This is a genomic window from Acetobacter sp. DmW_136 (genome assembly GCF_008690365.1).
In the GTDB taxonomy this organism is placed as follows: Bacteria; Pseudomonadota; Alphaproteobacteria; order Acetobacterales; family Acetobacteraceae; genus Acetobacter; species Acetobacter oryzifermentans.
Genome location: NZ_VHON01000027.1, coordinates 68,350 through 93,442, shown reverse-complemented (window position 1 = coordinate 93,442; position 25,093 = coordinate 68,350). Strand labels below are relative to the sequence as shown.

Below are 25,093 nucleotides of genomic sequence, written 5' to 3'. Positions count from 1 at the left end.
CGCGCCCAAAATGAGCGTGTGCTGCACATCCTCAGTTTGTACATGATGGCGGAAACACTTTCTTGCAAGTTTTTCCTTACGCGGCCTACCCGCCTATTGGGTGCTAACTGCCACCCGTGCCCGTTGGTTCAATAAAGCCATAAACCGGATAAACCGTTTTGCCCATGGCATGAATGGGGCTCCACCACACGCGCACACGTGTCCAGTTATTATTAGGGGAAACATCAACAACAGGAGCATGGCGCGTGACTTGCCCCGGCTCCCAATTGGCATGGTCCACCAACACCATGCGTGAATTCCGCACTTGTTTCACAACAGAAACATGGCCTGACGGCAGCCTGCCGGTAGACCGAAACACCAGAACATCCCCTGCGCGGGGCGAGGACGTGCGGCTATATTGCCCCTGCGCTTCCCCCCACCAACTTGCCGCAGCACCCCGCAGGTTTATGGCGGAGTGTTCCCGCGCATAGGGCGCGCACTGCACAGATCCATTCCAACTTCCACGCCCACCCGCACAGGCAGCAAGTAATAAAGGCAGAATAAGAACAAGGCTACGCTTCACGATTCGGCCCTCAAACGTTGCATCCAGTCCTCCGCTTCTGCAGGAGACATATCCAAAACCTGTTCCGCCACATCCCGCGCATAGCCCGCGCGGGCCAGCACACCCAGCGCCTTGTGCCTGCGGGCAAGAGCCTGCTCACTCTCCACCTCATCATCCGCAACATAAGGCGTGGCAAATGGCCCCATCCTGCGCTTGCGGGCCAGAACCAGCGCCGCACATAACTCCCTTTGCGCAGGAGAAAACCCTTCCACCGCATCCTGCAAGGCGGCATCGCGCAGATCAGCCTCCACGCCGCGTGCGGCCAGATGCGCCTGCACCGCACGGCCAGATCGGCCAGACCGCACCAACCTGCGCGCGCGGGATGTGGCAAAACTGGCATCGTCCACAGCGCCAAGGCGCACCATTTCTTCTGATATTTCAGCCACCACGGGGCGCAGCGCCTGCACGGCTTCGGCCACTTCTTCCGTATCTGCCCCGGCTTTAAGGGCCTGTTTCTCCCACCGCGCAATGCGGCGCAAAAGCACTTGTTCCAACCCGTGGCGCGTGGTGCCAAACCGTGCCAGATGCGCCAACGCGGCCTCTCGCAACACGCGACGATCAAGCTGCGGAAACCCCGATGATGTGTGGGCAGATGAAGAAGAACCAGAATGCATCATCCCTCTTTCTTACCCACTCCTTGCGTGTAGGAAAATACGCAACGGGCCATGCCGCGCATGTTGCGTATGCAGAATTTTTTCACACAGAATATTTGACTTTAATCTGCACAAAAGGCCATGATACGCCCGCAATACGGGCCGCCCGCTCACCTTATATCAAGGCAGCGGGCGTTTTTCGTTCTGCATTCCACTTCTCACCTTGCAGGTTCAACAACCGCCAACACAAAGACCAGATTCCATGATTTCTGCCCTGATGCCGACATACAAGCGCGCTGATCTCGCCTTTGAGCGGGGAGAAGGCTCCTGGCTGCAAACGTCGGACGGGCGACGATTCCTGGACTTTGCTGCGGGTATTGCCACGTGCTCTATTGGCCACGCACACCCCAAGATGGTGGAAGCCATTAGCACACAGGCCGCAAAGGTGATGCACGTTTCCAACCTGTTCCAGATTCCGCAAGCGGAAAAACTGGCCTGCAGGCTGGTGGAACATTCCTTTGCCGATAGCGTGTTCTTCTGCAATTCCGGCGCAGAAGCCAACGAAGGCATGGTGAAGATGGCTCGCCGCGCCCAAATGATGGCAGGCCACCCCGAACGCACAGATATTATCTGCATGGATGGGGCTTTTCATGGCCGCACGCTGGCTATGCTGTCCGCCACAGGCAACCCCAAATATCTGGAAGGCTTTGGTGAGCCTGTAAAAGGCTTTCTGCACGTTCCGTTTAACGATATCGAAGCCGTAAAAGCCGCCATTACCCCCAATACCGCAGCCGTGATGCTGGAGCCTATTCAGGGTGAAAGCGGTATCAAGGTGGCCAGCCCGGAATATCTGCAAGCCCTGCGCGCATTGTGCAATGAAACCGGCGTGCTGCTGGTGCTGGATGAAGTGCAGTGTGGCGTGGGCCGCACAGGCCGCCTGTTTGCGCATGAATGGGCAGGCATTAAGCCGGATATTATCAGCACAGCCAAAGGTTTGGGTGGGGGCTTCCCCATTGGGGCTATCCTTACCACGGAAACCATTGCCAAGGCCATGACACCGGGCACACATGGCACCACATTTGGCGGCAATCCGCTGGCCTGTGCGGCTGGCAACGCTGTGCTGGATGTTATTCTGGCCCCCGGATTTTTGGATCAGGTTTGCGCCCGCGCGGCTCTGCTGGATGAGCTGCTGGATAGCCTGGTGGCAGATGCACCAGATATTTTTGCCCAGCGCCGTGGTCTTGGCCTGCTGATTGGCCTGCGCTGCGTGCCCGCAGTGGGCGATGTGCAGGGTGCCGCGCAGGATGCGGGCCTTTTGTGTGTTACGGCGGGCGATAACGTGCTGCGCGTGGTGCCTCCACTTACTGTTTCCGAAGAAGAATGCCGCCAAGCTGTGGCTCTGCTGGCGCAGGCTGTCAGCACCATCAGAAAAAATCATAACAACAAAACAGTTCTGGAGCCAACAGCGTGAGCGCCGCCAATATGACCACTGCCCTGCCTTCTGCCTCTTTGGCTACGCCACGCCATTTTCTGGATCTGAAAGATCTGGATGCCGCCACATTGCGCCAGATTCTGGATGTAGCCGCCAGCATGAAGCGCATGCAGCAGAAGCGTCGGTTTCCGCTGCACCCACGCCAGCCGCTGGCCGGGCGGCAGTTGGGGCTTATCCTTTCCAAGCCTTCCACCCGCACGCGTGTTTCTTTCGAAGTGGGTATTCGCCAGCTTGGGGGCGATGCCGTGGTGCTCAGCCCGCAGGAAATGCAGATTGGCCGGGGTGAAAGCATTGCCGATACGGCCCGTGTGCTCTCCCGCTTTGTAGATGCCATTATGCTGCGCACGGGCAATACAAAAACCCTGCACGAACTGGCACAATGGAGCACGGTGCCTGTTATCAATGGTCTTACACCTCATTCTCACCCGGTGCAGATTCTCGCCGATATCATGACATTTGAGGAACACCGCGGCCCTGTGCGTGGGCGCACCTTTGCGTGGACGGGGGATGGCAACAACGTGCTGGTTTCCCTTATTGAAGGGGCCGTGCGTTTTGGCTTTGCCCTGCGTGCCGCCACCCCCGCAGACATGAAGCCCCCGCAGGATGTGCTGGACTGGGCCCGTGCCGAAGGCGGTGATGTGGAATGGACGATAGACCCCAAAGCTGCCGTAAAAGGCGCAGATTGCGTGGTGACGGATACATGGATCAGCATGTCCGATTCACCCAAGGAAGCCGCCAGCCGCATGAGCAAGCTGGAACCCTACCGCGTAAATGCAGATTTAATGGCCCTTGCTGCGCCAGAAGCCCTGTTCATGCACTGCCTGCCTGCCCATATAGGAGAGGAAGTGACCAAGGACGTGTTTGAAGGCCCGCATTCTGTGGTGTTTGATGAGGCAGAAAACCGCCTTCATGCCCAGAAAGGCGTGCTGGCATGGACAATGGGCGGCACAAACTGGACCTCTTTCGGCAAGGAATAAGCACATGAGCGGCACAGACAGAACAGTTTCCATGACATCTACCGAAGATACACCCGCCACCCCCGGTTGGGTGGAAAGCAGTCTGGACGCTATTCTGGCTACGTTGCCGTTTCCGGCAGAAAAGCTGGCATCGTTCCGCAACTCTTATCTGGATTGTCTGGCTGGCTGTGGCCGCACGGAAGATCTGGATAGCGAGCACGATGCCTGCCGCAAGGGTTTGCTGCTTGCGCTCAAGGAAGGCTTGAACATGGATTCAGAAACCGGCCGCGCCCTTGAACAGAAGCTGGAAAAGCTGGAACTGGATATTTCCGCAGGGGCGTAACCCCCTGCTTTTCGCTTTTTCCTTTTTGTCCGCCTGAAAAGCACCCTCCGAGTCCGCACGCATCAGGCGCATGTTCTTGATATTCCCGTATTCTTGATGGACTCAGGACAAACTTAAATTCCCATGGAAAAACCTGCTTTTCTTGACCGTGATCGCCCAGATGTGCCCGATTTGGTGGTGCCCGGTGGTGTAACACCTTTTTATCTGGCTGGTCGGCCCGTGCGTGGCCGGCTGGTGCGTTTGGGTGTGCTGGCGGATACGCTGCTCACACGGCATGATCACCCAGCCCCCGTTACCCGCCTTGCTGGCAAGGCGTTGGCACTGGTGGCGGCTTTGGCTTCGGCACTGAAGTTTCAAGGATCTTTCTCGCTCCAGATAAAGGGCGATGGCCCTGTTTCCATGCTGGTGGCAGACTGCACCAACACTGGTGCCCTGCGCTTTTACGCCCGCACGGATGATGAAGCGCTGGAAACCCTGCTGGCCGAAACACCCAAACCCACAGACCGCGAACTGCTGGGCGATGGTTATATGGCCCTTACGGTGGATCAAGGCCCAGAGATGGATCGCCATCAGGGTATTGTGGAAATTGCGGGGGATGACCTGTCTGCAATGGCCATGCATTACTTTGCTAGCAGTGAACAGCACGCCTGTTGGATTATGCTGGCCTGCCAGATGACCGATGCAGGCTGGCGCGCAGGCGGCCTGATACTGGAACGCATTGCGGGCGAAGGCGGCAGCCACGTGGTGGAAGATGAAGCCGCAGAGGCAAGCTGGGAAACAGCCACCATTCTGGCAGACACGCTTTCCACCAAGGAACTGCTGGACGATAGCCTGCCAACATTGCAGCTTTTGCACCGGCTTTTCCATGAAGAAGACCTGCATGTCAGCCAGCCACGGGCTTTGGCCTTTGGGTGCCGCTGCTCCCGCGCACGGTTGGCCAATGTGCTGGAAACCTTCCCTCAAGATGATCTGGACCACATGTGCCAAGATGACGGGAACATCGTGATGACATGCGAATTCTGTAATGTAGATTTCCGCTTTGCGCGCAAAAATATTGCCACGCAGACGCAGTAAAAAAGCATCAAAGTTTGCCAGCAGGGCCATAAGCGCAATATCTTAAGGCGCTGCTGGTATAAGGTCTTTGCCAAAAGGCAGGCATTTTTGAGAATGTCGGATAAAGTTTACAAGAGGTTTTGCGCCATGATGCTGTTTTCCCGCATGCGCCTTTCTGGCCTAACAGCCGCGCTGCTGTTTCCTGCCCTGCTGGCAGGCTGCGCGGATCAGAAGCAGCCTACGCAGTTTGCACCGCTGCGCTATGATAACCTCAGCCAGATCAACCTCAACGTAAATACCCTGACATTGGTGGATAACACTGCAATCCACCCGGTTGCGGGCGATATCGGCTATAAATCCCCCACCCCGCCCGTGCAGGCCCTGCGCCAAATGGTGCAGGACAGGCTGGCCGCCAAAGGGGGCATTACCAGCGCCAATTCCGCCCAGTTTGTAATTGATCGGGCTTCTATCCTGCACGAACCCGGCGGCACGCTACAGGGCCAGATAGATGTGCATCTGGATATCCTTAACCCCGATGGCAGCAAAACCGCGCATACAGAAGCCCACGCCACCCAGAGCCTGCACCCAGACCCCACAGAGGATACGGAAAGCCAAGCCAACCTGTACAACGTAACCAAAGGGATGATGGACAGCATCAATACCGAATTGGATACACAGGTACATCGCTCCTTGGGTAAATGGCTGGTGGATGCCGGAGGTATGCCGGTAGATGGCGCCATTCAGGCCCAGCCCCTTACGTCTGGTTCAGATACTGGCACAACAGATGCCACCACAGGGGCTGCTGCCGGTGCTACAAGTGCTGGTGCTACGCAAGAAGCGCTTTCTCCCGTTTCTGCGGCTAAAACCGGGCAGGCGACATCCCCCGTAACGGTGCCGGAAAACGCGCCTATTGTTGCACCTTCCACAGATGCCACAATGCCTTCTTCCACCAGCACAACGGAAACCAAGCCTGCCGCAGCCACCAAAGTGCAGGACAGTGAACCCAACGCCATTTTCCCGGCGGGTGAGGATGATGATTCGTCCTCCAGTTCATCTTCTACAAAGGCCACGTCTCCCAAAGCGGGCTATCTCAAGCTGCCATCTCAGCCTCAATAAGGCTGTTTCCTCAGCAAAGCGCCTTAAATTCTGGCGCATATAGCCCCCACCGCCACGTAATATTGCACTGCGGCGGTGGGGCCGCCATAAAGCATGGCATGACTGCTTCTGCCCCTAGCCTGAACCCGTTTTCCATTGCGCAGGGCCTGCCTGTGCAGGATGTACTGCCAGAACTCTGCGCGGCACTGGCTCAAAACCCCACAGCAGACCATCCGGCATCAGCCATTTTAGTAGCGCCTCCGGGGGCAGGTAAAACCACATCTGTTCCACCCGTGTTGGCAGCAGCAGCATGGCGCGCACCGTCTGATAAAATCATCATGCTAGAGCCGCGCAGGCTGGCAGCCCGCGCCGCTGCCCAACGTATTGCATCGCTGATGGGGGAAGATGTTGGCGGTTTTGTTGGGTTCCGCACCCGCTTAGATTCTGCTGTTTCAGACCGCACCCGTATTGAGGTGCTGACAGAAGGCTTGTTCCTGCGCCGCCTGCTGGGTGACCCCATGCTGGAAGGCGTAGCCTGCGTTATTCTGGACGAAGTGCACGAACGCTCATTGGATGCAGATCTGGCGCTGGCTTTCTGTCTGGATCTACAACGCACTTTGCGGCCTGATCTGCGGCTTGTGGCCATGTCTGCCACAGCGGAAACAGAACGCCTTGCCGCGCTGATGAATGCCCCTGTGCTAACAAGCGAAGGGCGGATGTTCCCGCTTACTGTCCACCATGCCAAGCACGATATTCCTAGCCTGCGCGATATTGCCACCGCCACGGCAACAGGTGTGCGGCAAGCCCTGGCTGAAACAGAAGGTGATATCCTCACCTTTCTGCCTGGCACGGGAGAAATCCGCCGGGTCATGCAACTGTTAGAAACCGTACCCGCCACGGTGCTGCCCCTGCATGGTGAACTCCACCCAGCAGAACAGGCCCGCGTGCTGCGCCCCGGAAATGAGGGCGAACGGCGGATTATTTTGGCCACTTCCATTGCCGAAACATCCCTTACCGTGCCCGGCGTACGCGTTGTGGTGGATTGCGGCTTCCGCCGTGTGCCACGGTTTGATGCCGGGGCCGGGCTTTCCCGGCTGGATACGGTGCGCATTTCCAAGGCAGCCGCCCGGCAACGCGCTGGCCGTGCAGGACGAGAAGCGCCGGGTGTGGCCTACTGCCTATGGTCTGCCCACACGGAACGCGCTTTGCCCCAGCATGACAGGCCAGAAATTCTGGAAGCTGATCTGTCTGATTTTGTGCTGGCAACCGCTTTATGGGCAGATACGGTGGGCTCCGCCGATACGCCGCTTCCGCTGCCAGATCAGCCACCCGGCAGCGCGGTAGCCGCCGCAAAGGAATTGCTGATTTTGCTGGGTGCGCTGGATGATGCTGGCAAGATTACAAAACTTGGCCGCAACATGGCCGATTTGGGCACGCACCCACGCCTTGCCGCCATGATGCTGGCAGCCCGCACGGCAGAGGAAGCCGCACTGGCAGCAGACCTAGCAGCCCTGCTGGAAGAGCGCGACCCCCTGCGCCCACGCGCTGCCGGGCGTGGTGGGCCGCCACCTATTCCGCCCGCAGATATTACCCTCCGGCTGGATCTGATTGCAGGGGAAGATAACAACCCGCAAGCAGACCGTGGCGCTTTGGCCCGTATTCGGCAGGCTGCCGCACGTTTTCGCACCCGTATGGGGCTAAAGCCCCGCCACCCGGCAGCGGGGGATGCCGCAGCCCTTCTGGCCGCTGGCTTTCCTGATCGGGTTGCCTTGTGCCGGGGAGATATAGGCAGTTACCGCATGGCCAATGGCAGCAATGCCCGCCTGCGCCGAGATGACGGACTGGCAAAACACAAGCTACTGGCTGTAGCAGGCCTACACCTGCGCACTGCTGCCGAAATACGCATGGCGGCCCCATTGGAAAGCAACGCCCTGCCCCCAACCCTGCTGGAGCGCACGCGTGAGCAGGTTGAAACCACGCTGGACCCTGTATCGGGCAATATCATGGCCCGCAGGCGCACCCGTATTGGCTGCCTTGTGCTGCGAGACCGCACAGAAAAAGTAAAACCGGAAGATGCAGGCCCGCTCCTGCTGGCTCAGGCCAAGGAAGCACCAGAAACTACACTCAACTGGTCAGATGCCGTACGGCAGCTTCAGGCGCGGGTAGAACTGGCCCGCACCTTGCCCGATGGCGCCGGTATGGAAGAAGGCTGGCCAGATTTTTCCTCCACAGCCCTTGCTGGCTGTATGGATGAATGGCTGACCCCATATGTTGAAGGCTGCACATCCATCACCGCATTACGGGAATTGAATATACTCAACCTGCTCCGCACTTATTTGGGTTACGCCCGCACAAACTGGTTGGATAAGGAACTGCCAACCACCCTGCCCTTCCCCAGCGGTGTGGCAGAGGTGGATTATACGCAGCCCGTGCCTGTGGCCTCGGCCCGTGCCCAAACCTTTTATGGCACGGCACAAACGCCCAAATTAGCTGGGGGGCGCGTGCCGTTGCGGCTGGCGTTACTTTCTCCCGCAGGGCGGCCTCAGGCCATTACGGCGGATCTGGCGGGCTTTTGGCAAGGGGGATGGGCAGATATGCGGCGCGATATGCGCGGGCGTTACCCCAAGCACGAATGGCCAGAAAACCCCGCTTTGGCCCCAGCGCGGCCACGCGCCAAACGCAGCTAGAAGATGTGGGCGTGGCGGAAACAACACCCTACCGCCATAAAAACGTACCAGATCAAGGGCAAACACGTATAGCCGGTTGCATAAAGCAGATAATCCGGGCCACAAGTTTGTAATGTCTGGAGCTTTATTGCCATTTCCATGAAGATGCTTCTACGGAACCTGCCTGCACTGGCCGTAGCCTGCTTTTCCCTTCAGGAAACAGGCGCGCATTACTCAGCACAGGCTGCAACACTCCCGACATTCGAGCCCGCTGTACCGCTTGTTTCTGGCGGCCCTATCAGCTTTGCGCCTTTGGTGCGCAAGGTTGTGCCCGCTGTTGTTAATATTTCCGTTACGCGAGATTCAGATACCAGCGCCAAACACAAGCTGCCATCCACCGTGAAAGGCACCCCACTGGAAAAGCGCTACCGCGAACGCATGCGCCGCCATCAGGATGAACTGCTTGGGGCAGGTTCGGGCTTTATTATAGACCCCGAAGGCACCATTGTGACAAATGGCCACGTGGTGGAAGATGCAGATAAAATTACCGTTGCCCTTGCGAGTGGTAAGGAATTTACCGCCACGCTGGCAGGCATAGATAACCTAACGGATATTGCCGTTATCAAAATCAGATCCCCACAGCCTCTGCCCTATGTCACATGGGGTGATAGCAGACAGGTGCAGGTGGGAGATTGGATTATGGCTGCGGGCAACCCGTTTGGCTTGGGCTCATCTGTTACCGCTGGTATTGTTTCAGCCCGTGGGCGCGATATTGGCACCAGCCCGTTTGATGATTTTCTGCAACTGGATGCCCCCATAAACCCCGGCAATTCTGGCGGCCCCACGTTTAACCTTGCCGGGCAAGTGGTGGCGCTCAACACCGCCATTGTTTCCCCCACAGGCGGATCTGTAGGGCTTGGGTTTTCCATCCCCTCCGAAATTGTTATCCCCATTGTGGAAACACTGCGGCAAGCCGGGCATATTGAACGCGGCTGGCTGGGCGCCACGCTGGAAGATATTATGACCCATAATGGCACGCAGGTTACAGAAGTGGATCGCAACGGCCCCGCAGCCAAGGGTGGGCTGAAAAAAGGCGATATCATTGTGGGCATGAACAATGAGCACGTAGAAACCGCACGCGCCATGATACGCGCCGTGGCTTCTGCCAAGCCGGGGCTGGATGCACAGTTAAACGTATTACGTAATAACCAGCCCATAACCCTTACCATCCACATTGGCCGCCGCCCTAAATGGGAGGACGGCAACGGGGGCAAATAGCCCCCACGCTCCGGCTTTTTAGATCATATCCAGTGGTGTTTTTTTGGTAGGCGGCGGAAACGCTGCATCCAACTGCGCCAGATCCTGCTCTGTTAATTCAAGATCTCGCGCAGCTAGATTCTGCTTCATGTGCTCGTGCGAGGCAGCTTTGGGAATAGCCAGTACGTTGTTCTGGCGTAGCACCCATGCCAACGCAATTTGTGCCGGTGTGGCCGGGCCAAGCACCGTACTGTGCCTGCTGGCAATATCTGCCAGAACCGGGCTTTTAAGCAATTCCTGCCCCTGCCCGATGGGGGAATACGCCATGGTAACAATCTTGCGCCGATAATCCGTTTTCAGCAGATCATATTCCACACCGCGATGTTCCAGATTGTAAAGCACCTGATTGGCAACACATTCCCCAATGCGGGAACAGCCATCCAGTTCATACACATCATCCGTATCAAAGTTTGAAACACCCCAATGGCGAATCAAGCCTTCTTTTTGCAGCTTTTTGAATGCCTCTATCGTTTCGCCCAACGGCACACCGCCCCGCCAGTGCAGAAGGTACAGGTCTATCCAATCTGTTCCCAAACGGCGCAAAGATTTCCGACAACTTTCCGCCACACCTTGGCTAGATGCGTTTGAGGGCAATACTTTGGTAACCAGAAAAACCTTTTTGCGATAGGGATAGATGGCCTCACCCACCACACTTTCGGAGCGGCCATTGCCGTACATTTCGGCTGTATCCACCACCTGCACACCGTTCAGCACGGCATAGCGCAGGCTTTCCACTTCCTCTGGCCAACGGGCGGGTTCTTCACCCATATTCCATGTGCCTACCCCTAAAGCGGGTAGAACAGTACCATCGGCCAGCGTTACTGTGTTTGCCATTGCGCCGGTTCTCCTTTGCAAAACAGGCGGCTTATCTGCCTGTTAATTTTCTAAACGCGCTCAATCAGCCTTCTGCCCGCAGGTAAGGCTGGATATACTAACACGTATGACACAGATTGGTTTTTACCACCTTACGCGCACAAGCGTGACCGAGGCACTGCCCAAACTGCTGGCCCGCACACTGGCCAGCGGGCAAAAAGCCGCTGTGTGGTGCGCCAGCAAACCCATGCTGGATGATCTGGATAAAACCTTGTGGAAGGTTACAACCCCAACATGGCTGCCACATGGGCGCGAAGGCATTGCCTGCCCGGATTTGCAACCTATCTGGCTGAGTATGGGGGAAGATGCCCCCAATGCCGCACGCTTTCTCTTTTTGCTGGAAAACCGCAGCTTTCCCGATCTGGCAGATTTTGAACGGGTGTTTGACCTGTTTGACGGGCATGATGAGGAAGCCGTAGCCGCCGCGCGCACCCGCTGGAGTGCCGCCAAAGCCGCCGGGCATGAACTGGCTTATTGGCGGCAGGAAGAAAAAGGCTGGAAACGCGCCCGGTAAGTTCACCGTAACGCCCTTCCAGCCTTTGGTATCATGCCAACTGCTTTATATTACAGCGGGTTCAGTCTTTTGGTTCGTATTCGTAGCCATCACGCACAAAGCGATCAAGCAGACGCACACCAAAGCCCGTAGCCCCTTTGGGCTGACCATTCTGCGCCTTGGATGCCCAAGCCACACCGGCAATATCCAGATGCGCCCAAGCTGTTTCACCCACAAAGCGCTTCAGGAACTGCGCTGCGGTAATGGAACCACCGGCACGGCCACCGCTGATGTTCTTCATATCCGCGATATCGGATTTTAGCTGAACATCATATTCCTTGCCCATGGGCATACGCCACAGCTTTTCACCCGCAAATGCGCCAGCATCTGCAAGGCCCGCTGCAAGCTGATCATTATTGGAGAACAGGCCCGCATATTCATGCCCAAGGCTGACAATAATGGCCCCGGTAAGCGTTGCCAGATCCACCATAATCTGTGGTGCAAAACGTTCACGCGCATACCAAAGAATATCTGCCAGCACCAAGCGGCCTTCGGCATCGGTGTTCAGCACTTCAATGGTCTGGCCAGAAGCACTGCGCACCACATCGCCCGGGCGCTGGGCGGTGCCGGACACCATGTTTTCTACCAACCCCACAACACCAACAGCGTTCACCTTGGCTTTGCGCCCGGCCAGTGCCGTCAGCAGGCCGGTTACCGTAGCGGCACCTGCCATATCCCACTTCATGTCTTCCATGCCAGCGGCAGGTTTGATGGAAATACCGCCGGAATCAAACGTTACACCCTTGCCAATAAAGGCCAGCGGGGCTTCATCCTTGTTGGCGGCACCATTCCAGCGCAGGATAACGGTGCGCGGTTCATTCGCACTGCCCTGTGCCACACCCAGCAGTGCACCAAAGCCCAGCTTTTCCATGGCTGCGCGGTCCAGCACTTCCACTTCCAGCCCCAAGCTTTTTAATGTGGTGGCGCGCTCTGCAAATTCTACCGGATTCAACACGTTTGCAGGTTCGGTTACCAGATCACGCGTTAGCACCACACCACGGGCTACAGCGGAAAGAGAGGGCCATGCTTCATTTGCGGCATCTACGTGGTCTGTCAGAACAGAAAGCACGGCAAGCCGATGGTTTTTGCTGGCATCTGGCGCGCCATGATACAGCCCAAAGTGGTAAGCCCCCAGCACAGCACCCTGTGCAGCGTGTGCGGCCAGCACGCCAGACAGATCACCCACTGCCAGCGTGGCCTGCTCATCCCGGCCAAGGTGAGATGCCGCTGCACCCCCGGCCTTTTCTGCGGCCCAGGCATCTACCGCTTCCGGCTTGCCAATGCCAATCAGCACCACGCGCTCAAACGCAGCAGATGGCGCCAGCACAACGCAGGCGGTGCCTTCCTTGCCTGTAAAATCATCCGCTTTGGCTGCACGGGTTAGCGCGCCATTGGTGGCTTTATCGGCTTCCTGAAAAATGGCAGAGCGCTTTTCCCCTTCCGGCACCAAAATGGCCAGAGCGCCACCGGCTGGCAGCGTAGCGGAAGAAAACTTGATCTGAAGCATGGTGTTTACTGCCCTTTCTGTAAACTCATCCTTCCTTGCGTACGTCTCCCCCGGCGGCTTGGCAATAGGAAGCCCGCGGGTGCATGACATGCGCTTGCAATTGTAGGCATGACGCAGCCCGCGTGCTGGCGTATGCTAAGCGGCATGACAAGCCATACCGATGCCGACCTTCTGGCCCTAGCCGCCAGACTGGCCGATGAAGCTGCTGAAATTATTCGTACAATTCGTGCGCGCGGCTTTGAAACCATAACCAAAACCGATTCTTCCCCCGTAACGGAGGCAGACCACGCAGCAGAAGCGCATATTCTGCGCGGCCTGCGGGCGGCAACGCCGGATATTCCCGTTATTGCGGAAGAAGAAGTGGCCGCTGGCAAACAGACCGCTGTAGCCCCCGCCTACTGGCTGGTGGACCCGCTGGATGGCACGCGTGAATTTGCCGCCGGGCGTGATGATTTTACCGTAAATATCGGTCTGGTGCGTGATGGCCAGCCGGTGTTGGGTGCAATGGCGCTGCCTGCTTACCATCAGCTTTACACAGGCGGTGTTGGTTTAGGCGCACACCGCACAGATAAAAACGGCACGCAGCCCATTCATGTGCGCAAAGCCCCGGCAGAAGGGCTGACTGTTCTGGCCTCTCGCCATCATGCGGATGATAAACGGCTGGCGGAATATCTAAACGGCCGCCCGGTGGCCAAGCTGGGCAATATTGGTTCCGCCGTAAAATTTGCCCGCGTGGCCGAAGGGCTGGTAGATTTGTACCCACGCCTTGGCCCCACCATGGAATGGGATACCGCAGCCCCGCAGGCTATTGTAGAAGCCGCTGGCGGAAATATTACGCTACTGGATGGATCTCCGCTGGTTTATGGCAAAACGGGCTGGAAAAATCCGCCATTTGTCTGTACCGGAACGCTGTAAACCCATTACGCTGCACTTTGGCCAACCTTATGCGCAGGCTGGCCAATGCAGCAAACAGGCCACCCCTTTGTTACCATTACAGAGACGTATGACTGACCTTCTGGACGCCTCCTCCTCTGGCCTTCAAACAGCCGCCCGCATCCTGCGCGAGGGTGGCTTGGTGGCGTTTGGAACAGAAACAGTTTACGGCCTTGGCGGAGATGCCACGCAGCCCCAAACCGTGGCCCGGATTTTTGAGGCCAAAAACCGCCCACGCTTTAACCCGCTTATCAGCCATTTTGCAGATGCACAGGCCGCTTTTACGCAGGTTACCGCCAACCCGCTTGCGCATAAATTAGCGCACATGTTCTGGCCCGGCCCGCTTACGCTTATTCTGCCCCGCGCCCCCCACAGCACCGTAAGTGATCTGGCTGCCGATGGCCTGCCCACCTTGGCCGTGCGCGTGCCCAAAGGGCAAACCGTGCAAGCTTTGCTCAAGCTGGTGCAACGCCCCATTGCGGCCCCTTCCGCCAACCGCTCCGGCCGCATCAGCCCCTCCGATGCAGCCCATGTGCTGGAAGAACTGGATGGCCGTATTGATGCCGTGCTGGATAGCGGCCCCTGCCAAGTTGGTGTGGAAAGCACCGTGCTAGATATTTCCAACCCTGAACGCCCTACCCTCTTGCGCCCCGGCGGCATAACACTGGAAGCCTTGCAAGCTGTATGCGGCACCATTTTTATGCCGGAAACAGAGGTGGATACCGCCCCGGCATCTCCCGGCAGAATGCTTTCACATTACGCGCCGCACCTTCCCGTTCGGCTCAACGCAGTTGATGTTGCGCCAGATGAAGCCTTGCTGGCCTTTGGCAACACGCAGCCCAGCAGCGCACCCCTAAGCTGGAACCTGAGCGAAAGTGGCAATCTGGAAGAAGCTGCCGCACGCCTGTTTACCGGCCTGCGGACGCTGGACAAGCAAGGCCAGAACCTTCACCTACGCGGCATTGCAGTGCAGCCTATTCCGCCCCACGGGCTTGGGCTTGCCATACAGGACCGGTTAAACCGTGCGGCAGCCCCACGCCCTACCCTGCCCCCGGAAGACTTGCCCGCATGAGCGATATTGACCCCAAAGAACTGAAAATTCTTTCGGATATTCTGGCACTGGTGCTGGAAGATCAGCCGGGCCAATCCGCTACTGCGCTGGAGGCCTTGCGTAACCGGGCCAAACGCAACGCCACCACAGGCGGCGCGCTTAAAAACCTGTTCCAGACCATTGCAGCAGACCCCGAAAAGGCCAAACCTGCGCGGGCCAGCAAAACACGGGCCAGCAGCCGCGCTTCAGCCACCAAAGCACAGACAGATATGTCTGATACCTATCGCGCCCAGTTGCAGGAACTGAGAAACAACATTGTTTCTTTGGATCGGAAACTGCGCAGCGCCAATGCCCAAAACGAAACCCTTAAATCTGAGCTGTATCTGACCTTGCAGGCCCGCGCAGAAATGCAAGCCCAGATGGCGCAGATACAAAGCTTGGGCCAGTATCAACGCCGTATGACCATAGTGATTGCCACTGTTGCCGGGCTTTTGGCTGGCATTGCGGGGGCGGAACTTTATCATTCCTTTTTTCCACCGCACATTAGTACTGCGTCAGAAAACGCCCGTTACCTTTACTGATGTTTTATTTATTTTATGTGCTCACCCCTTTTGCAGGAACTCGCGCCTATGCCTGAAAACGCCGCCCTTCCCCAATCCCTGCATGATGCCCTTTTACAGCTTCTGGGGCCTACAGGCCTGCTGACAACGGCTTCGGATGTAGATCCGTTCTGCATAGATTGGCGCGCGCTTTACCATGGCAAATGCGCTGCTGTTCTGCGCCCGGCTAACACAGAAGAATGCGCAAAAGCTGTTGCCCTGTGCCAGCAACACAACGTGCCCATGGTGCCACAAGGCGGCAACACCAGTATGGTTGGCGGCGCAACGCCAGATAACACCGGCAAGGCTGTTGTTATTTCCACCACCCGCATGACGCGTATTCATGACATTGACCACGCTGATCTCACCATGACGGTAGAAGCTGGCGTAACGCTTAAAGCTGCGCAAGATGCCGCCGCCAAGGAAGGGCTGCTGCTTCCCCTTTCCATTTCATCAGAAGGTTCTGCCGATATTGGGGGTATTCTGGCCACCAATGCTGGCGGCAACAACACTGTGCGCTACGGCAACGCGCGTGAACTGGCATTGGGGCTGGAAGCTGTCATGCCCGATGGCAATGTGCTGAACCTGATGCGCAAGCTACGCAAGGATAACACTGGCTACGCCTTGCGCCAGCTTTTGGTTGGATCTGAGGGCACGCTGGGTATTATCACGCAGGCTATTATTCAGCTTCAGCCAGCCCCCCGCTCGCGCGAGACAGCTTTGTGTGCCGTAGCGGATGCCAAGGGGGCGCTGGATCTGTTTGCGGCATTCCGCAAGCAGGACCCTTCTGCCATTCAGGCTTTTGAGTTCATGTCTGGCACCAGCATGGCATTGGTTAACAAACTGATTGAAGGCGCACCGCTGCCATTAAGCGAACCCGCACCCGCTTATGCGCTGGTAGAATTAGGCAGCCCACGTGCAGATGACAGCCTGCGTTCCCTTATGGAAGAAGTGCTGGGCACAGCGCTGGAAGACGGGTTGGTAACGGATGCCGTGCTGGCAGAAAGTGAAGCCCAGCGCCAAAGCCTATGGATGATTCGTGAGGAACATGCAGAAGCCCAGAAACGCGCCGGAGCATCTGTTAAAAACGATGTATCCGTGCCTCTGGCCGCTATTCCAACCTTTATAGATGAAGCCACCAAAGCGTGCGAAGCGCTTATTCCCGGTATTCGGGTGGCACCGTTTGGGCATATTGGGGATGGTAACATCCACTTTAATCTGGTGCAGCCCGAAGGCGCAGACCCCAAGGCGTTTCTGGCGCAGGACCATGCCATGATGGACACTGTGGCTGCAATTGTGCGCAAACTTGGCGGTTCTTTCTCTGCCGAGCACGGTGTAGGCCAGCTTAAAACTTACATGATGCCATCATGGCGCGGCGGCGCAGAACTGGAAACCATGCGCCGTATCAAAAATGCGCTGGACCCCAAGAACCTGATGAACCCGGGCAAGGTTTTCCCCGCATCCTGAAAAAATAATCAGGCACTCTGTATAATAAAAAGGGAGACCAATTCAATGGTCTCCCTTTTTATTACTTGAACAGATATTGCAGACTACAGAATTATCTACGGATTTTTAAAAAATCCATGGCAGGATAGCGTAACGCCAAAAGCTGCAAAATAAACGCAGGCAACACCACAAGCCCCGGATCAAACCCCACCAACACCATGGCGGCAAAGGTAAAAACCGGCGCCAGATTACGTTCCATACGTGCGCCATCTGGGGTGCCACATGCCATAAGAGAGCACGCGCCCCCTACCACCAGCAATGCGGCAGCAGAAGCGGCCCGGAACGGATGGGCCATCATATCTGGCACCAATCCGCCCTGCATGGTTTCCAGAGAGGACATATCAGACGACCATCCCGCCAGCCCGAACAAAAAGCTGAACGGCAGGATAAGCACGCCAAAAATATCCTTCAACAGAGCCAGAAAGCCCATAACAAGAGGCGGCAGCAACACACAGGCCACCCCTACGGCAATATCCGCCACCAGCAACACCAACGCTGGCGTGACAGGAGGATTCCTCACGCAGAGTGTCTTTTTACAAACAGAAGCAGAGTGTTAATCCTTCCACCATTTAACAGGCTGCGGTTCATCTTCAACCACGTCTTCCTTTGCCAGTTCATACTGGCGGCGCGGGCGGCCGCGCGGTTTGGCTTCCACTTGGCGCTTTAGGCTGGTAATTTCTTCATCACGTTCTGCCACCAGCCGGTTTGCAGCCCGAAGCTGGCGGCCTGTTTCAGCCAGTTCTGCTTCCTGCTCCGCCACTTTGGCTTTCAGCTCACGCACCATCATATCGGCGTGGCCTTTTTGGGTTTGCAGGGCATGTTGTGCAGCCTGCACTTCACCCAGTTGGCGTTCCATTTCTTCCACACGCAGCTTTTCTTCCGCCACCAAACGGCGCAGACGAGAAACTTCGCTGTTTTCTTCTTCAGAAAAATGAACAGCGCGGGATGTTGTAGGGGTGCGGGGGGCTGCAACCGTACGGGGTGTAATACGGGCCAGAGAATGCTTTTCTACCGGCACTTCGCCATCACGCACAAATCTTCGCCGCTTGTTGCCTGTGGCATCTGCGGCAGGCCGAGGGGCGGACGGCGCAGACCGCCCTTTATGAGATGCGCCAAGCCGTTCCAGCGCATTGCGCATGGAAGCTTCTTCCAGCCCTTCATCCCGTTCTCTATCGGCATCCAAGGGTGGCATAAAAGATGTTGTATTCATAAATCTGGAAGTCACTTTAAGAAAAATGGTCTGTTGATACAGTTCTTAAGCATTCCATCAGCCGTTATATTCTGGCATTTGCCCGTGCGATATCCAACACGGTTCCAGCCAATCCTTCATGATGCTTTGCAGCAGACATGAAACTACACATTACAAACGGACAGACAGAATTATTACACACGTTTTATAATGTGTTTTTGTTCTTACTAGACAGTATTATCATGTCTCCCCTGCCATGTTCAAGCACAAGACAGAGGTTTTCATCAGGTTTTCTCTTATTTTTCAGGAATCCATACCAGATCGGTCTGCCCATCTGCATTAAAGTGACGCGCCAGAACAAAAAAGTAATCAGATAACCTGTTCATGATCTGTAGCAGAACAGGATTGATTGTTTCTTTCTCAGCCAGCGCCACCATGCGCCGTTCTGCCGCACGTGCCTGCGTGCGCGCCAGATGCGCCCACGCTGCGGGAACAGACCCACCGGGTAATACAAAACTTGTGAGAGGCTTTTGGGCAGCCCGCAACTGCTCCACCCATTCTTCCAGTTTTAAAACAGCACTTTCCTGCATGCGCTTAGCGCGGGCAGCCTTTGGCCCTTCCTCTGGCTGGCACAAATCTGCCCCCATATCAAACAGCATGTTCTGTACAGCAGCAAGCTGGCTTACCACAGCGCTATCTTGTGGTGCATGGGCGCGCACAAGGCCGCTTATGGCATTCACTTCATCCAACGTGCCCAAAGCTTCTATGCGTGCACTGCTTTTTTGAACGCGCGCGCCATTGCCCAAAGATGTCTGCCCACTATCTCCACCGCGTGTGACGATACGATCCAGCCTGATGCTCATGTTTTAGATTTTCCTGCTCTCATTTTTGCATAATGTGCCACCACAATTTGGCGCAAACTTTATAAAGGCCAACGCAGGAAATAGCCGGGCATGTTGCCTTTCCTGTTTTCCATTACGGCGGCTGCGCCTATACAGCAGAACTTATGTCCTTTTCACTTCTTCTTCCGCGCCTGTGGCGCATATGCGGGGGCCTTCTGGCCGCTACCGGCACCGTTATGGGCGCGCTTACCGCCCACCTGCCAGATTCGGCCTTTGCTGCCGGTGGCCGCGTTATGGCCCATAGCGGCATGGAAATGCAGATGTGGCAAGGCATTGCCCTTGTTGCGCTGGGCCTTACAACCAAACCCCAAGCTGGCCGCATATTGCTGGCAGGTGGGTGCGGGCTGGTGCTGGGCACTCTGCTGTTTTGCGCAGGCGTGTATTACACAGCCTTTACCGGCCACCATGCAGCCCATGTTGCCCCTACGGGTGGCAGTTTGCTGATTCTTTCCTGGCTATTACTTTCCATTAGCTGGATGTGCCGAGCATGAGCACCATTCGCACAGCATGGCTTGCCGCCGATGGCCTGACATCCGTTTTAGAAGCTGATCTGGCATGGCGCGGCGTGACAATTGACCGCTGGCATGGTCGTTTAGCACTTTCCAGCAGCAAACCCGTATATTCCCCTTGGGCGCTGGATATCTGGCTGAACCCACAGGTGGTAGAGATAACCTCTATCCGCAATGCCGCAGATACTTTGCGTGCTCTTCAGCGAAACTGGAGCCTGTATGCGGTTGATCACTTTCGACGCACCGCGCTGATTACAGACAAACTGCCTCCGGTTAAAGCGGCGCCACTGGTGTTTCCCACACTGCCACCCACCAGCCCCTTGGGTGCGTGGACGCTGCTGGATACCAACACGCTGCTTTTTTCTGCACGCAAAACCAGCCCGTTTGTAAATGGTGCACCGCAGTTTGTAGAAAACCGCACCGGCCCACCTTCTCGCGCCTATCTGAAATTATGGGAAGCCTGCACGCGCCTTGGCCGCTGGCCCACACCGAATGAGCGTTGTTATGATCTGGGTGCGACACCGGGCGGATGGACATGGGCCATTGCCAACCTTGGAGCGCAGGTAACAGCGTTTGACCGCGCACCGCTTGACCCCAAAGTGGCCGCCATGCCGGGCGTATCCTTCCAGCAGGCCAGCGCCTTTGGGTTGGAACCCGAAAAACTTGCTGCGGTGGACTGGATGTTTTCAGACATCATTGCTTACCCGCAGCGCCTTTTACGGCTTACGCAAAACTGGATGACTTCTGGCAACACCAACAACATTGTGCTGACGGTGAAGTTTCAGGGTGAAACCGACCATGAAATTGTTGCTGCGTTTGAGGCCATTCCGGGTGGCAGCTTGGCGCATCTGGCCCATAACAAACATGAGCTGACATTTTTCTGGAACAAAGCAGCCGCAGCCGAAAACAGGCCCACATTAGCAGGCACAAACCTTGCGGAAGAAGCCGCGTAAACCACACGCCAAACGTGCTGCCTAATACCTCACCCCAGATAAAGCCCGCTTTGGAACGGGCGTTATCTGGCCCGCCTGCGCCACCATTTTTCCAACACCTGCACCAGCAGAACAGCCAGAATAAAGCAGCCCAGCATCAACCCGATAGAAACGGCATTTTGGGTGCGGGCTTGCCCATCACCAGCCAGAAGTTGCAACAGGTGCGTGCCAGCCTGCCCACCCGTAACGGAATCAAATTTGGGCAGCAACGCCAAGCCGCCGCGCAAAAGAGCAATGAGCACCACGGTAATTGCCACCGTGGCCAGTGTTTTTAGCGCCGTATAGGCCAAACCGGGTTGAGGTGCTGGCACTTTAAAAATTACCGGGTTGAGGACTTACCGTGTTTGCGCATCTGCGCCTGATGCTGCTCGATAGAATCTTTCAACCCCGGTACATCCTGCGCCACAATGGTATCTACATAGGTGTTGTTCTTCCAAACCCAGCGGTCTGTGCCATCCACCACAATATCCTTCATCCCCCCGTGGGCGGTGGACATCAGTTCAATTGGCCCGCTAACGGAATCCAGAATCTTGTCCCAATCATTCCCGCGCTTCAGATACACATCTGTTGAACACCCCGCAGAGCCACACAGGCTGGCAGATTGCACCTGCACAAACAGCGCCATGCTACCGCCACTGGTGCCAAGTGGGGCAGAGCCAATCAATACCAATGGTTTTTCCTTATGCCGGGCGGCGGCAGCCATATCCTCGGCATTCAGGCGGCGGGCTTCCTTGTCCAACGATGTTCCCGGCTGGCTTGTGAGCACAACCGGCGCACCACCAGCGGGGCTACGGGCCGCAGCCGCATGATGCGTGCGCTTAGATGTATGCGCATGTGTTTTGGTATGGCCCGTGGTTGTGGCGTGGCCGGGATTAACGCAAAACAGAAACATAAAGCCAGTTAACGCCCGACACAGCACAACACGATGGTTCAAAAGTGCGCTCCTTCCGCAACACAGGATCATAACCTACCCAGCAGGATATCCCGATCATGATAGAACATAACCAGAATAAAGCAGATACCCAAGTGCCAGAAATGCCCTGCCCCGGTCTTTATAAACATTACAAGGGCGGACTTTATACTGTGATCTGCACAGGCCGCCACAGTGAAACCGAAGAATGGCTTGTAACCTACCGCAGTGAAGCACGAGGAGATTACTGGGTGCGCCCCCTTGCCATGTGGCAGGAAAGTGTAAACGGCGCACCACGCTTTGCGTTGCTTAAAGCTGCCAAAGTGGCAGAAACCGGGGCATAAGCGCCCCGGCTATGTGTAATAAGGCCCGGTTAATCAGCTATTCTGCTGGGCAACCAGCTTTATCAGCTCGGCCACAATATCCGGGTCTGCCAAGGTGGACAGATCCCCCATATTTTCCAGATCATTGGCTGCAATTTTGCGCAACAGACGCCGCACAATTTTGCCCGAACGTGTTTTGGGCAGATCCGGCACAACGTAAATTTTTTCTGGCACCGCATAGCGGCCCACACCTGCTGCCACGGCCTTGTTTACGGCTGTGACATCAAACGCGCCCTCCGCCTTGGGCACCACAAACACCACAAGGGCCTGCCCTTTCAAATCATGCGGCACGCCAACAGCCGCACTTTCCACCACGGCATGATCTTCGGCCACGGCATCTTCAATTTCCGCCGTGCCAATGCGGTGGCCAGATACGTTCACCACATCATCCACCCGGCCGGTAATCCAGTAATAGCCGGTGGCATCCCGCCGCGCACCATCGCCAGAAAAATAATGTCCCGGGCATGTGCTGAAATAGGTTTTACGGAAACGTTCGTGGTCTTGCCATAACGTCATGGCCTGTCCGGGCCAAGATTGAGCAAGGCACAGCAGGCCTTCGCCCTCGCCTTCAATATCCTGCCCTTTGGTATCTGTAAGCGTAACAGCAACACCCGGCAGAGGCAGCCCTGCGGCCCCCGGCTTGCCCGCAACATTCTGGGCGCAGGCGGTAATCATCACGCCGCCAGTTTCTGTCTGCCACCATGTATCGGCCACCGGGCAGGCATTGCGCCCCACTTCTGTATAAAACCACTTCCATGCTTCCGGGCTAATCGGCTCACCCACCGTGCCCAGCACACGCAGGCTGGACAAAGAGCGGCTTTGCACCACGGCATCATCTTCCCGCATGGCAGCGCGAATAACTGTGGGAGATGTATAGAAAACCGAAACCTGATTCTGATCTATAACATCCCACCAGCGGCCGGGCTGCGGCCATGATGGCAGGCCTTCATATACAAGAATGGTGCCGCCATTTACCAGAGGCCCATACACAACATAGGTGTGGCCGGTAATCCAGCTTGTATCCGCCGTGCACCAGAACACATCATTGGGTTTGGCATCAAACACCATTTCATGCGTGAAAGAGGCCCACACCAAATACCCGCCGGTGCTGTGTACCAACCCTTTGGGGCGGCCAGTGCTGCCAGATGTGTAAAGCAGGAACAGCGGATCACACGCGTTCATAACTTCTGGCGGGCAATCCGGCATTTCAAGCGCTACTTCTGCTGTGTAAGACAGATCTCGCCCTTCTTGCATCGGCACAGCGGCTCCCATTACAGGCACCACCAGCACGTTGCGTACAGTGTTTTCTGCCCCACACAACTTTATGGCGTCATCCATTGTGGCTTTGCTGGGGATTTGCTTGGGCCCTCGGCGTGCCACGTCTGCAGTAATAACCACCACGGCGCCACTGTCCTTTAGGCGTTCGGCCAACCCTTCAGCAGAAAAACCACCAAACAGCACCACATGCACAGCACCAATGCGGGCGCAAGCCAGCATGGAAATAACCCCTTCCGCCACCATAGGCAGATGGATGGCCACGCGGTCTCCCTTTTTTACACCCAAGCGGCGCAGCACATTGCCCAAGCGGCATACACGGGCATGCAGTTCCCGGTATGAAAGTACCTCGCGGTGCCCATCTTCCTGCCCCTGCCAGATCAGGGCCGCGTTATCGGGCTGATACAGAACGTGCCGATCAAGGCAGTTTTCTGCCGCATTCAGCCGCCCGTCTTCATACCAAGAAATACGCACATCGCCTGTAAAATCAGAGCGGGAGGCCTGCATCGGTTGCGTATGCCACGCAAGCCGTTGCGCTTGAGCAAGCCAGAATTCCTCCGGATCACGTTGCGCCCGCTGCACAAGATCCTGATACCGATCAGAAACGGGGTTATCCGTTGCGGGGAAAAACGCATCTACCACTCTGTCTGGCCCTTTCGGCTTCTGTTGTTCTTGTTACGAAACAGAACTGGTTTGACCATATTGCACGCCAGCATGAAAGACCCTGCGCCCTATGAACACTAAATTAAAGTGCGTTCATACAGAAAAAGGGCCAGCCACCTGTGTGACTGACCCTTCCATCATGCCGTGTTCAGCGTGATCCGGCCTTATCAAGAAAACCGGAATAACAGCCTTGTGCTTACAGAGAAGCCTTGGCCCGTTCCAGAACAGCCTTACAGGTTTTCTGGCGCACTGGCAGAACAGCCATGGCAATGGTGTAGGTGTGGTTGTTGGCATGCAGCAGACCAGCAGAACCGTTGGCGTAAGACATATTGCCTTCCTGCCCTTCCGGCACGGCGTTGGTCTTTTTATTGTATTCCTGCAACGTGCGCCAGCCATCGTCGTAATCAACGTATTCGTTCTGCACACAGTAGTTCAGCAGACCAGCATTTTCTGCCGGATCAATGGAACCAACAAAGCCAGACGGATCTACATCTGTCAGGCGGGATGTATCTCCGGCGCGTGTTACGGGCGCATCTGTATTTTGCTGCGCATGGGCAGACACAGCAGCCCCTGCCAGCAGAGATGTGGTGAGGGCAAGCGCCGACAGGGCACGTACGGCAATCAGTTTCATTCAGAATCTCCCTAGCGGAATATGCCTCAAACTGCCCTGTATCTGCCTGAAAGATCAAGCAGCCCCATTGCGCACCCCGCACATGGCAGACCACAGATATATCAGGGTTTTTCCATACCCCCTGCCCCAAGGCTTGTCTTGCGCGCGGCCCGTGCCTGCCTTTGCGCAGCACCAACAGCCCAAACCCCGCCAGCCTGCCCCCACATGGCAAAGATACGAATATTGATGAATCTGCCTCACTTTTCTTAATTCACCCACAACACAAAAAGCCTGATTTTTGTGAACTTCCCTGTTGCGCCTCTGTAAGATGTGTGAAGTATCTGGAGCCGCTTCTTTATGTTATAACAAACTGTGCAGAAAGTGTTATTCGTGCTTTCTTGCACCCCTCACGCTAGATCACGATCTAGTGAGTGTCTGGGCAAAGCTGGGCCTTCTATCCAAATATACACCTAACTTTCACCGAAAATTGGACAGCCAGCCAGCCAGCAGGGTACAACGTTA

General features: G+C 56.3%; 26 protein-coding genes. 15 read left to right on the top strand and 11 right to left on the bottom strand.

Annotation, left to right across the window (positions count from 1 at the left end; translation table 11 throughout):
• Positions 1-103: 103 nt before the first annotated feature.
• Both FKW31_RS09170 and FKW31_RS09165 read right to left on the bottom strand, forming a co-directional pair.
• Positions 104-562: a CHAP domain-containing protein gene (locus FKW31_RS09170; protein WP_150178376.1), complete on the bottom strand. Its 459-nt coding sequence runs from the start codon at positions 560-562 to the stop codon at positions 104-106.
• Entirely contained in the window at positions 559-1,218 is a 660-nt protein-coding gene (locus tag FKW31_RS09165) for a RecX family transcriptional regulator (protein WP_150178375.1), read from the bottom strand. Before FKW31_RS09165 ends, FKW31_RS09170 begins: the two co-directional genes overlap by 4 nt.
• 238 nt (positions 1,219-1,456) lie before the next feature.
• Between FKW31_RS09165 and FKW31_RS09160 the strand changes: the two genes are divergently transcribed.
• From FKW31_RS09160 to FKW31_RS09130, 7 genes are all read left to right on the top strand, one after another.
• Positions 1,457-2,665: an aspartate aminotransferase family protein gene (locus FKW31_RS09160; protein ID WP_150178374.1), complete on the top strand. Its 1,209-nt coding sequence runs from the start codon at positions 1,457-1,459 to the stop codon at positions 2,663-2,665.
• A gap of 11 nt (positions 2,666-2,676) precedes the next feature.
• A complete protein-coding gene (gene argF / locus FKW31_RS09155; protein ID WP_035354251.1) occupies positions 2,677-3,663 on the top strand; it encodes an ornithine carbamoyltransferase in 987 nt (328 codons plus the stop codon).
• Between the two features lie 4 nt (positions 3,664-3,667).
• On the top strand, positions 3,668-3,985 hold the full coding sequence (locus tag FKW31_RS09150) for a hypothetical protein (RefSeq protein ID WP_006116271.1): 318 nt from the start codon (positions 3,668-3,670) through the stop codon (positions 3,983-3,985).
• A gap of 123 nt (positions 3,986-4,108) precedes the next feature.
• On the top strand, positions 4,109-5,059 hold the full coding sequence (locus FKW31_RS09145) for an Hsp33 family molecular chaperone HslO (protein WP_006116272.1): 951 nt from the start codon (positions 4,109-4,111) through the stop codon (positions 5,057-5,059).
• Positions 5,060-5,185: 126 nt separating this feature from the next.
• Positions 5,186-6,154, top strand: a complete 969-nt coding sequence (locus FKW31_RS09140; RefSeq protein ID WP_150178403.1) for a hypothetical protein — start codon at positions 5,186-5,188, stop codon at positions 6,152-6,154.
• A 98-nt stretch (positions 6,155-6,252) separates the two neighbouring features.
• A complete protein-coding gene (hrpB, locus tag FKW31_RS09135; protein ID WP_150178373.1) occupies positions 6,253-8,820 on the top strand; it encodes an ATP-dependent helicase HrpB in 2,568 nt (855 codons plus the stop codon).
• A 138-nt stretch (positions 8,821-8,958) separates the two neighbouring features.
• Complete coding sequence (locus FKW31_RS09130; protein WP_006116276.1) at positions 8,959-10,077, top strand: S1C family serine protease; 1,119 nt, start codon at positions 8,959-8,961, stop codon at positions 10,075-10,077.
• Between the two features lie 18 nt (positions 10,078-10,095).
• Here FKW31_RS09130 and FKW31_RS09125 read toward each other — a convergent pair whose 3' ends face one another.
• On the bottom strand, positions 10,096-10,950 hold the full coding sequence (locus FKW31_RS09125; protein ID WP_150178372.1) for an aldo/keto reductase: 855 nt from the start codon (positions 10,948-10,950) through the stop codon (positions 10,096-10,098).
• Between the two features lie 106 nt (positions 10,951-11,056).
• Here FKW31_RS09125 and FKW31_RS09120 point away from each other — a divergent pair, with 106 nt between their 5' ends.
• On the top strand, positions 11,057-11,503 hold the full coding sequence (locus FKW31_RS09120; RefSeq protein ID WP_006116279.1) for a DNA polymerase III subunit chi: 447 nt from the start codon (positions 11,057-11,059) through the stop codon (positions 11,501-11,503).
• Between the two features lie 61 nt (positions 11,504-11,564).
• Here FKW31_RS09120 and FKW31_RS09115 read toward each other — a convergent pair whose 3' ends face one another.
• Positions 11,565-13,049: a leucyl aminopeptidase gene (locus tag FKW31_RS09115; protein ID WP_150178371.1), complete on the bottom strand. Its 1,485-nt coding sequence runs from the start codon at positions 13,047-13,049 to the stop codon at positions 11,565-11,567.
• Positions 13,050-13,193: 144 nt separating this feature from the next.
• Between FKW31_RS09115 and cysQ the strand changes: the two genes are divergently transcribed.
• The 4 genes from cysQ (at position 13,194) to FKW31_RS09095 (ending at position 17,099) form a co-directional block, all read left to right on the top strand.
• Positions 13,194-13,964 (top strand): 3'(2'),5'-bisphosphate nucleotidase CysQ, encoded by a 771-nt coding sequence (cysQ, locus tag FKW31_RS09110; protein ID WP_170315309.1) that lies wholly within the window; start codon positions 13,194-13,196, stop codon positions 13,962-13,964.
• Positions 13,965-14,052: 88 nt separating this feature from the next.
• Positions 14,053-15,054 (top strand): L-threonylcarbamoyladenylate synthase, encoded by a 1,002-nt coding sequence (locus FKW31_RS09105; RefSeq protein WP_150178402.1) that lies wholly within the window; start codon positions 14,053-14,055, stop codon positions 15,052-15,054.
• A complete protein-coding gene (locus FKW31_RS09100; RefSeq protein ID WP_035354065.1) occupies positions 15,051-15,614 on the top strand; it encodes a hypothetical protein in 564 nt (187 codons plus the stop codon). Before FKW31_RS09105 ends, FKW31_RS09100 begins: the two co-directional genes overlap by 4 nt.
• A gap of 15 nt (positions 15,615-15,629) precedes the next feature.
• Positions 15,630-17,099: an FAD-binding oxidoreductase gene (locus FKW31_RS09095; RefSeq protein ID WP_089178725.1), complete on the top strand. Its 1,470-nt coding sequence runs from the start codon at positions 15,630-15,632 to the stop codon at positions 17,097-17,099.
• Between the two features lie 91 nt (positions 17,100-17,190).
• Here the strand turns inward: FKW31_RS09095 and FKW31_RS09090 are convergent, their stop codons facing one another.
• The 3 genes from FKW31_RS09090 to FKW31_RS09080 form a co-directional block, all read right to left on the bottom strand.
• Complete coding sequence (locus tag FKW31_RS09090) at positions 17,191-17,658, bottom strand: hypothetical protein (protein ID WP_063353717.1); 468 nt, start codon at positions 17,656-17,658, stop codon at positions 17,191-17,193.
• A 33-nt stretch (positions 17,659-17,691) separates the two neighbouring features.
• Positions 17,692-18,348 carry a hypothetical protein gene (locus tag FKW31_RS09085; protein WP_035354071.1) on the bottom strand — a complete coding sequence of 219 codons (657 nt, stop codon included), beginning with the start codon at positions 18,346-18,348 and terminating at the stop codon, positions 17,692-17,694.
• A gap of 275 nt (positions 18,349-18,623) precedes the next feature.
• A complete protein-coding gene (locus FKW31_RS09080) occupies positions 18,624-19,190 on the bottom strand; it encodes a cob(I)yrinic acid a,c-diamide adenosyltransferase (RefSeq protein ID WP_150178370.1) in 567 nt (188 codons plus the stop codon).
• A gap of 143 nt (positions 19,191-19,333) precedes the next feature.
• On the opposite strand from FKW31_RS09080, the gene FKW31_RS09075 reads away from it, so the two are divergent.
• Positions 19,334-19,720, top strand: a complete 387-nt coding sequence (locus tag FKW31_RS09075; RefSeq protein WP_231621270.1) for a DUF423 domain-containing protein — start codon at positions 19,334-19,336, stop codon at positions 19,718-19,720.
• Entirely contained in the window at positions 19,717-20,691 is a 975-nt protein-coding gene (locus FKW31_RS09070) for an SAM-dependent methyltransferase (RefSeq protein ID WP_035354074.1), read from the top strand. The genes FKW31_RS09075 and FKW31_RS09070 overlap by 4 nt, the downstream gene beginning before the upstream one ends.
• Before the next feature lie 62 nt (positions 20,692-20,753).
• Here FKW31_RS09070 and FKW31_RS09065 read toward each other — a convergent pair whose 3' ends face one another.
• Together FKW31_RS09065 and FKW31_RS09060 are read right to left on the bottom strand one after the other, a co-directional pair.
• Positions 20,754-21,041, bottom strand: coding sequence for a hypothetical protein (locus tag FKW31_RS09065; protein ID WP_006116289.1), 288 nt, complete (start codon positions 21,039-21,041; stop codon positions 20,754-20,756).
• A gap of 8 nt (positions 21,042-21,049) precedes the next feature.
• Positions 21,050-21,622 (bottom strand): hypothetical protein, encoded by a 573-nt coding sequence (locus FKW31_RS09060; protein WP_193561062.1) that lies wholly within the window; start codon positions 21,620-21,622, stop codon positions 21,050-21,052.
• A gap of 98 nt (positions 21,623-21,720) precedes the next feature.
• On the opposite strand from FKW31_RS09060, the gene FKW31_RS09055 reads away from it, so the two are divergent.
• Positions 21,721-21,984 carry a DUF1653 domain-containing protein gene (locus FKW31_RS09055; protein ID WP_193562063.1) on the top strand — a complete coding sequence of 88 codons (264 nt, stop codon included), beginning with the start codon at positions 21,721-21,723 and terminating at the stop codon, positions 21,982-21,984.
• A 33-nt stretch (positions 21,985-22,017) separates the two neighbouring features.
• Here FKW31_RS09055 and acs read toward each other — a convergent pair whose 3' ends face one another.
• Together acs and FKW31_RS09045 are read right to left on the bottom strand one after the other, a co-directional pair.
• Positions 22,018-23,940 carry an acetate--CoA ligase gene (gene acs, locus FKW31_RS09050; RefSeq protein WP_150178368.1) on the bottom strand — a complete coding sequence of 641 codons (1,923 nt, stop codon included), beginning with the start codon at positions 23,938-23,940 and terminating at the stop codon, positions 22,018-22,020.
• 217 nt (positions 23,941-24,157) lie between these two features.
• Positions 24,158-24,592 carry a DUF4148 domain-containing protein gene (locus FKW31_RS09045; protein ID WP_006116294.1) on the bottom strand — a complete coding sequence of 145 codons (435 nt, stop codon included), beginning with the start codon at positions 24,590-24,592 and terminating at the stop codon, positions 24,158-24,160.
• Positions 24,593-25,093 lie beyond the last annotated feature (501 nt).

Bases quoted from the DNA above. Each gene is read 5' to 3' on its own strand.
- FKW31_RS09145 (WP_006116272.1), top strand. From the start codon at position 4,109: ATGGAAAAACCTGCTTTTCTTGACCGTGATCGCCCAGATGTGCCCGAT.
- argF (WP_035354251.1), top strand. From the start codon at position 2,677: ATGACCACTGCCCTGCCTTCTGCCTCTTTGGCTACGCCACGCCATTTT.
- FKW31_RS09115 (WP_150178371.1), bottom strand. From the start codon at position 13,049: ATGCTTCAGATCAAGTTTTCTTCCGCTACGCTGCCAGCCGGTGGCGCT.
- FKW31_RS09085 (WP_035354071.1), bottom strand. From the start codon at position 18,348: ATGAATACAACATCTTTTATGCCACCCTTGGATGCCGATAGAGAACGG.
- FKW31_RS09140 (WP_150178403.1), top strand. From the start codon at position 5,186: ATGATGCTGTTTTCCCGCATGCGCCTTTCTGGCCTAACAGCCGCGCTG.
- FKW31_RS09100 (WP_035354065.1), top strand. From the start codon at position 15,051: ATGAGCGATATTGACCCCAAAGAACTGAAAATTCTTTCGGATATTCTG.
- hrpB (WP_150178373.1), top strand. From the start codon at position 6,253: ATGACTGCTTCTGCCCCTAGCCTGAACCCGTTTTCCATTGCGCAGGGC.
- FKW31_RS09165 (WP_150178375.1), bottom strand. From the start codon at position 1,218: ATGATGCATTCTGGTTCTTCTTCATCTGCCCACACATCATCGGGGTTT.
- FKW31_RS09075 (WP_231621270.1), top strand. From the start codon at position 19,334: ATGTCCTTTTCACTTCTTCTTCCGCGCCTGTGGCGCATATGCGGGGGC.
- FKW31_RS09045 (WP_006116294.1), bottom strand. From the start codon at position 24,592: ATGAAACTGATTGCCGTACGTGCCCTGTCGGCGCTTGCCCTCACCACA.
- FKW31_RS09055 (WP_193562063.1), top strand. From the start codon at position 21,721: ATGATAGAACATAACCAGAATAAAGCAGATACCCAAGTGCCAGAAATG.
- FKW31_RS09060 (WP_193561062.1), bottom strand. From the start codon at position 21,622: ATGTTTCTGTTTTGCGTTAATCCCGGCCACGCCACAACCACGGGCCAT.
- cysQ (WP_170315309.1), top strand. From the start codon at position 13,194: ATGACAAGCCATACCGATGCCGACCTTCTGGCCCTAGCCGCCAGACTG.
- FKW31_RS09070 (WP_035354074.1), top strand. From the start codon at position 19,717: ATGAGCACCATTCGCACAGCATGGCTTGCCGCCGATGGCCTGACATCC.
- FKW31_RS09095 (WP_089178725.1), top strand. From the start codon at position 15,630: ATGTGCTCACCCCTTTTGCAGGAACTCGCGCCTATGCCTGAAAACGCC.
- FKW31_RS09120 (WP_006116279.1), top strand. From the start codon at position 11,057: ATGACACAGATTGGTTTTTACCACCTTACGCGCACAAGCGTGACCGAG.
- FKW31_RS09105 (WP_150178402.1), top strand. From the start codon at position 14,053: ATGACTGACCTTCTGGACGCCTCCTCCTCTGGCCTTCAAACAGCCGCC.
- FKW31_RS09130 (WP_006116276.1), top strand. From the start codon at position 8,959: ATGAAGATGCTTCTACGGAACCTGCCTGCACTGGCCGTAGCCTGCTTT.
- FKW31_RS09125 (WP_150178372.1), bottom strand. From the start codon at position 10,950: ATGGCAAACACAGTAACGCTGGCCGATGGTACTGTTCTACCCGCTTTA.
- FKW31_RS09160 (WP_150178374.1), top strand. From the start codon at position 1,457: ATGATTTCTGCCCTGATGCCGACATACAAGCGCGCTGATCTCGCCTTT.
- FKW31_RS09080 (WP_150178370.1), bottom strand. From the start codon at position 19,190: ATGAGCATCAGGCTGGATCGTATCGTCACACGCGGTGGAGATAGTGGG.
- FKW31_RS09150 (WP_006116271.1), top strand. From the start codon at position 3,668: ATGAGCGGCACAGACAGAACAGTTTCCATGACATCTACCGAAGATACA.